Origin of the sequence: Streptomyces sp. LS1784, from assembly GCF_020103755.1 — a bacterium.
Classification (GTDB): domain Bacteria; phylum Actinomycetota; class Actinomycetes; order Streptomycetales; family Streptomycetaceae; genus Kitasatospora.
Window position 1 is genome coordinate 1 of record NZ_JAHSQD010000484.1, and the last position, 6403, is coordinate 6403.

Here is a 6403-nt window from a genome sequence, read left to right on the forward strand (position 1 = left end):
AGCGCCGCCGTCTCGGGCGCGGCGGCGGGCGGTGCCGCTGCCGCGGTTGGGCTGCCGGACGGCGCGGAGGGGCTGCCGGACGGCGCGACCGACACCGCCTGGTCCACCGCCGCCGTGAGCGGGGCGATGTCCAGCCCGTCCTGGTCGAGGTCGTCGAGCCGCTGCTCGGGCGGCGTCGCGAGGAAGTCGATCCGGTCGATCTTCGGCCGGTCACCCCACCAGAGCGGGTTGCGTCCGACCGTCACCCGCCCGCCCTCGTCGTTGTACTGGGACACCGTGTACGGCCCGGCGGTCAGGTGCGCCCCGCCGACCAGCGCCTGGTTGAACGAGGCGGCCGTGGCGGTCTCGGCCGCCGGGTAGAGCGGCCCGAACAGGGACCGCCACTCGGCGTACGGCCGCCGGAAGGTGACCCGGATCTCGTGCGGGTCGGCGCCCTCGGCGATCACGTCGATGGCGTCGTACCCGGCCGGGTGCCCGCCCTCGTAGGCCCGGTCGAGGCCGGCGAGGGCGGTCCGCTGGGCGGTGAAGTCGGCGACGGAGAGCGGGGTGCCGTCGCTCCAGACGGCTTTCGGGTTGAGCCGGTAGGTCACCACCTGCGGCTCCTGCCCGGGCGGGGTGGACACGGCGCCGGCCAGGTAGTCCGGGTCGGGGACGGGCCGCCCGTGCTCGTCGAGCCGGAACAGCGACGGGTAGAGGGCGTGCGCGAGCAGTGCCGAGTCGGCGGTCGCGGCAGGCTGGTAGACGTTGAGCGTGGCGGGCACCCGGTCGACGGCCCACCGCAGCACCCCGCCGTCCTCGACGGCGTCGCGGTCGGCGGGCCGGACGTCCCCGGTGGTGGTGGTGGGATCGGCCGAGGCCGGTACGGGCTCCGGGGTACGGGCCGGGGCCGGGCTGTCGGAGCAGCCGCCGAGACCGGCGACGAGCAGCAGCACGGCGGCTGCGGCGGTGAGCTGGCGGACGCGCATGGCGGCCATCGAACGCCGCCGCGGGCACCCGGCACGGGCCGACACGGCGGGCGGCCGGGCGACTGCACCCGACCGGCCCACTGCTGAACGGCTACAGCGCCAGCTCGAACCAGACGATCTTGCCCTTGGGCGTGCGCCGGCTGCCCCAGCGTTCGGCCAGCAGACTGACCAGTTGCAGGCCGCGCCCGCCCTCGTCGGTCTCCTGGGCGCGCCTCTGCCGGGGCTGTGCGTAGCCGTCGTCCCAGACCTCGCAGACCAGGCTGCGTTCGCGCAGCAGCCGCAGCCGGATCTCGCCCCGCCCGTGCTTGAGCGCGTTGGTGACCAGCTCGCTGACCAGCAGCTCGGTGGTGTCGACCAGCTCCTCCAGGCCTCGGGAGAGCAGCCAGCTGCACGCGAGCTCGCGGGCCTTGGCCACCGAGGTGGGCTCGGGCGGCAGGAACCAGTTGCCGACGGCGTCGTCGGGGAAGGCGTGCACCTTGGCCATCAGCAGGGCGATGTCGTCCTCGCCGTGGTGCGGGTTGAGCTCGCCGAGCACGTGGTCGCAGAGGTCCTCCAGCCCCTTGCCCTCGTCGGAGAGCGCGGTGCGGAAGGCCCGCAGGCCCTCGTCCAGCTGGTGCTTGCGGCTCTCCACCAGGCCGTCGGTGTAGAGGGCGAGCACGGCGCCGTCCGGGAGGTCGATCTCGACCTCCTCGAAGGGCTCGCCGCCGACGCCGAGCGGCAGGCCGGGCGGCACGTCGAGCATCCGGGCGCCCTCGCCGGGGCTGAGCAGGACGGGCGGCAGGTGGCCGGCGTTGGCGAAGAGGCAGCGGCGGGTGACGGCGTCGTAGACCGCGTAGACGCAGGTGGCCAGGTAGACCTCCCGGGCCTCCTCGTCGGCCGTCGAGGTGAGCCGCCCGTACGGGGTGGGCGGGCCGGCCGGCACCGAGTCGTCGCCGAGGCCGCGGGCGATCTCGTCCAGGGCGCCGAGCACCTCGGCGGGGTCCAGGTCGAGCATCGCCAGGGTGCGGACGGCGGTGCGCAGCTGGCCCATCGCGACGGCGGCGCGCAGGCCGCGGCCCATCACGTCGCCGATGACCAGCGCGGTGCGGTTGCCGGGCAGCGGGATGACGTCGAACCAGTCGCCGCCGACCTCGGTGTTGTTGTTGCTGGGCAGGTAGCGGCAGGCGATCTCCAGGCCGCTGGCGGCCGGGTTGCCCGGGGGCAGCAGGCTGCGCTGGAGGATCAGCGCCCGCTCGTGCTCGCGCCGGTAGAGCCGGGCGTTGTCGATGCAGACGGCGGCGCGGGCGACCAGTTCCTCGGCGATCGCGACGTCGCGGGCGTCGAAGGGCTCGCTGCCGATCGCCCGGGAGAGCTGGACGAGGCCGAGCACCTGGTCGCGGGCGACCAGCGGGACGATCAGGGTGGAGCGCAGCAGCGGGTCGGGCCCGGGCTCGGGGACGACGCTGCGGCCGGTGCGCAGCGCCCGGGCGTGCGGGGAGCGGCGCGGGTAGCAGAGGGTGCCGCCGGCCTCGGCGATCGGCAGGCCGGTGACGGATCCGAGCACCGAGGAGGCGCCGCCGACCACGCTGGAGACGGCGACCCGGCGCAGTTCGCCGCTGCCGTCGGTGAGCACGGTGTCGCCGAGCCGGCCGGCGCTGGGCACGGTCTCGCCGGAGAGCAGCGCGGTGTAGAGGTCGACGGTGGCGAGGTCGCAGAACGGCGGGACGACGACGTCCAGCAGTTCCTTGGCGGTGGTCTCCAGGTCAAGTGTGGAGCCGATGTGCGCGCTGGCCTCGTTGAGCAGGGCCAGGTTGCGGCGCACGCCGTCGGCCTCGCGCTCGGCGACGTGCCGGCTGGTGACGTCGGAGACCTGCCCGGCCACGCCCGTGGTCTGCCCGGCGGCGCCGTTCAGGCGGTACAGCGAGACGGCCCAGAGCCGGTTGCCCTCGCGGGTCGGTACGGCGCCGTGGAAGCGCAGGTCGAAGACGGGCTCGCCGGTGGCCAGGACCTTGCGCAGGGCGGCGGTGAGCCGGTCGGCCTCGGACGGCGGGAAGAGGTCGTACGGGGTGAGGCCCTCCAGGTCGGTGGGGACCAGGCCCATGCCGGAGGCGAAGGCGTCGTTGACCCGCTGCAGCCGCAGCCGGTCGTCGAACAGCACGAAGCCGGTGGGCGTCTGCCCGAACACGGCCTCGGAGGCGGCCAGGTCGGTCTCGATCCGGCGCAGCCGCCCGAGGTCGACGGCCAGGCAGGTGGCGCCCGCGGTGGGCAGGGCGCTGTCGGGCATCAGGTAGAGCTCGGCGAGGCCCTCGCCGCCGTCGGCGGCCCGGTACGGGGTGGTGCCGACCCACTCCTCGCCGGTCAGGGTGCGTTCCAGCCGGGCCCGGCCGCGCTGCCAGAGCTCGCGGGGGACGAAGGTGGTGATCGGGTCGGCGCCGACCGCCTCGGCGGCCGGGACGCCGAAGAACTCGGCGGCGCGCTCGCTCCACTGGCTGATCCGCCCGTCGGGGCCGATCGCGAAGGTGGCGACCCGGATGTAGTCGTAGATCGAGCCGGGGCCGCCGGCGCCCCACGCCCGGTCCCCGGGGACGGGGCGGTGGCCGCGGCCGGTGACCGCGCCGTCCGGTACGGGCAGGTGCACGGAGCCGGCCTGCCCGGGTACAGCGGCATGACGGCTGCTGCTCGGCGACGTGCTCCGTGCCGGAGTGCTGTTCAACGGACCGACCCCTCCAACCCGCGACCGTCCGGATGTCGAGAAGACCGAGTATTCATCATCGAGGGGTACGTTCACACGCCCTCAACATCACAACATCAGATCGGGCGAAGGTTTTTGTCCTACCGCCCGCGCAACCACAATGCCACGCTCGCGCCCCCTTCCGGAGCGCGCGCTCCCCCTGAGCTCCCGATGGCACATGCGGCACCGCTCCCCTGCTGTTCGCTCCGCTCACGATCCGTCGGGCTCACTACCCGGCAGCGCCTGTTCGAACCAGACCACCTTGCCGATGCCCTCGGCCCGGGCGCCCCAGCGCAGCGCCAGCAGGTGGACCAGCTCCAGACCGCGCCCGCCCTCGTCGGCCTCGGCCGCGTGCCGCTCCCGGGGCGGGTCGGGCAGCGGGTCGGAGATCTCGACCAGCAGCGTCTCACCGAGCGTCAGCCGCACCCCGATGGGGGCGCTGGCGTACCGGACGGCGTTCGTGACCAGCTCGCTGACCAGCAGCTCGGCGGTGTCGGTGAGCTCCTCGACGCCCCACTCGGCGAGCATGGCGCGGACCAGCCGGCGGGCCCGGGAGACCGCGGTGGGCTCGGCCGGCAGGGTCCAGCCCGCCGTCGGGGTGCCGGCCTGGCCGTGGCCGAGCCGGGCCAGCAGCAGCGCGACGTCGTCCGGTTCCCGGCCCTGCTCCATGGTGTCCAGCACCGCCTCGCAGGCGGCCTGGATGGAGGCGTGCGGTTCCTGGAGCACGGTGATCAACCGGTCGAGGCCGACGTCCAGGTCCTTGTCCCGGGACTCGACCAGGCCGTCGGTGCACAGCGCCAGCAGGCTGCCCTCGGGGATCTTCAGTTCGACCGACTCGAACGGAACTCCGCCGACGCCGAGCGGGGCTCCGGAGGGCAGGTCGAGGATGCGGCCGGCGCCGCCGGGCAGCGGGCCGCCGGTGTGGGTCGGCTCCGCGACGTCCTCTCCCGGCACCACCAGCACCGGCGGGATGTGCCCGGCCTTGGCGACGGTGAGCCGGGCCGTCGCCGGGTCGAAGACCGCGTAGACGCAGGTGGCCAGCAACGCCTCGTCCGGGCCCTGGGCGAGGTCGTCGGCCAGCTCGTGGACGTGCCGCAGCAGGACGTCCGGCGGCAGGTCGAGGGCGGCCAGCACCCGGACGGCGGTGCGCAGCCGTCCCATGGTGGCGGCGGCCCGCAGGCCGTGGCCCATCACGTCGCCGACCACCAGCGCGGTGCGGTCGCCGGGCAGCGGGATGACGTCGAACCAGTCGCCGCCGACCTCGGTGCCGCTGCTGCCGGGCACGTACCGGTAGGCGACCTCGACGCCGGTGGGCTGCGGGACCTGCTGCGGGAGCAGGGTGCGCTGGAGGGTGAGCGCGGCGGTGCGCTCGCGGGCGTAGAGGCGGGCGTTGTCCAGCGAACTGCCGGCCCGGTCGGCCAGTTCGACGGTGAAGGCCAGGTCGTCCCGGTCGAAGCCCTCGCGGTAGCCGGCCCGGCTGACCAGCAGCAGGCCGATCACGATGCCGCGGGCACGCAGCGGCACGACCAGCATCGAGTGCACGCCGAGGTCCCGGGCGGCCTGCATCTTCGGGTCCCCGGGGTAGGTGACGCCGTCCAGCTGTTCGGCGCCGGACAGCAGCTCGGGCACGCCGGTGCGCAGCACCCGGCCGCAGACGGAGTCCTCGGCGAAGGTGATCCGGGCGCCGCGGCGCAGCATCACGTCCACCTCGGGGCCGTCCTGGACGGAGGCGGTGCCGAGCTGGAGCAGCGAGGTGCGCCGGTCGTGGCCGTGCCGGGGCAGGTCGTCGCCGTGCGCGACGGCCTGGAGCAGGATCACCGCCGAGTGGTCGGACAGCCGGGGGACGACCGAGCCGGCCAGCTCCTGGGCGATCCGGGAGGCGTCCAGCAGGTCGCCGACCCGGGAGCCGAACTCGTTGAGCAGCGAGAGCCGGCGCCGGGCGTGCTCGACCTTGGCGACCGCCCGGTAGCGCTCGGTCACGTCCATCACGGTGCCGGAGATGCCGAGCACCCGGCCGGAGCGGTCGGTCATCCGGCTGTAGGAGATCGAGCGGTAGCCGGCCCGGGTGGTGACCGGGGAGGCGAGGGTGACGTCGATGACCGGCTCTCCGGTGGCCAGCACCTGGCGCTGGATGGCGGTGATCTCGTCGGCGGCCCGCTCCGGCAGGGTCTCGCCGGTGGTGCGGCCGACGTGGTCGTCCAGGGCGACGCCGTTCATCTCGGCGAGGGTCCGGTTGACGGCGGTGTAGCGCAGGTCGGTGTCCATGATGGCGATGCCCAGCGGGGACTGCTCGAACAGCGCGTCGCGCACCGCGAGGTCCCGCTCGACGGCCCGGACGGCGCCCGCCTCGGCCATGTTGACCTGGAGGAACGGGGTGCCGTCGCCGTCCACCAGGAGGGAGATCCGGGCGTCCACGGCGACCGGTGCGCCGTCCCGGTCGCACAGCTCGGCGTGGCCGGCCCAGCGGCCGTGCCGCAGGGTGTCCTGGATCGCGGCCCGGATCCGGGCGACCTGCTCCCGGGCGGGGATCAGCTCGTCGATCCGGCGGCCGACCAGCAGCTCGTTCGGCCAGCCGAGCAGTTCCTCGGCGGCCGGGCTCCAGAGCACCACCCGGCCCGCGGTGTCCAGGATCGCGATGGCGACCTTGAGCATGTCCAGCAGGCTGCCCTCCCCGGGCGGACCGGGGACGCCCGGGGCGTCGGCCGGACCGCCGGGAAACGGCCGGCCG

General features: G+C 74.9%; 3 protein-coding genes. All 3 read right to left on the minus strand.

Going from position 1 to position 6403, the window contains the following annotated elements:
- On the minus strand, positions 1-965 hold a 965-nt coding region (locus KS423_RS35375), incomplete at its 3' end, for an ABC transporter substrate-binding protein (RefSeq protein WP_224283844.1).
- A 91-nt stretch (positions 966-1056) separates the two neighbouring features.
- On the minus strand, positions 1057-3576 hold the full coding sequence (locus KS423_RS35380; RefSeq protein WP_263455579.1) for a SpoIIE family protein phosphatase: 2520 nt from the start codon (positions 3574-3576) through the stop codon (positions 1057-1059).
- A gap of 309 nt (positions 3577-3885) precedes the next feature.
- A partial coding sequence (locus KS423_RS35385; RefSeq protein WP_374120084.1) for a SpoIIE family protein phosphatase occupies positions 3886-6403 on the minus strand: 2518 nt, incomplete at its 5' end.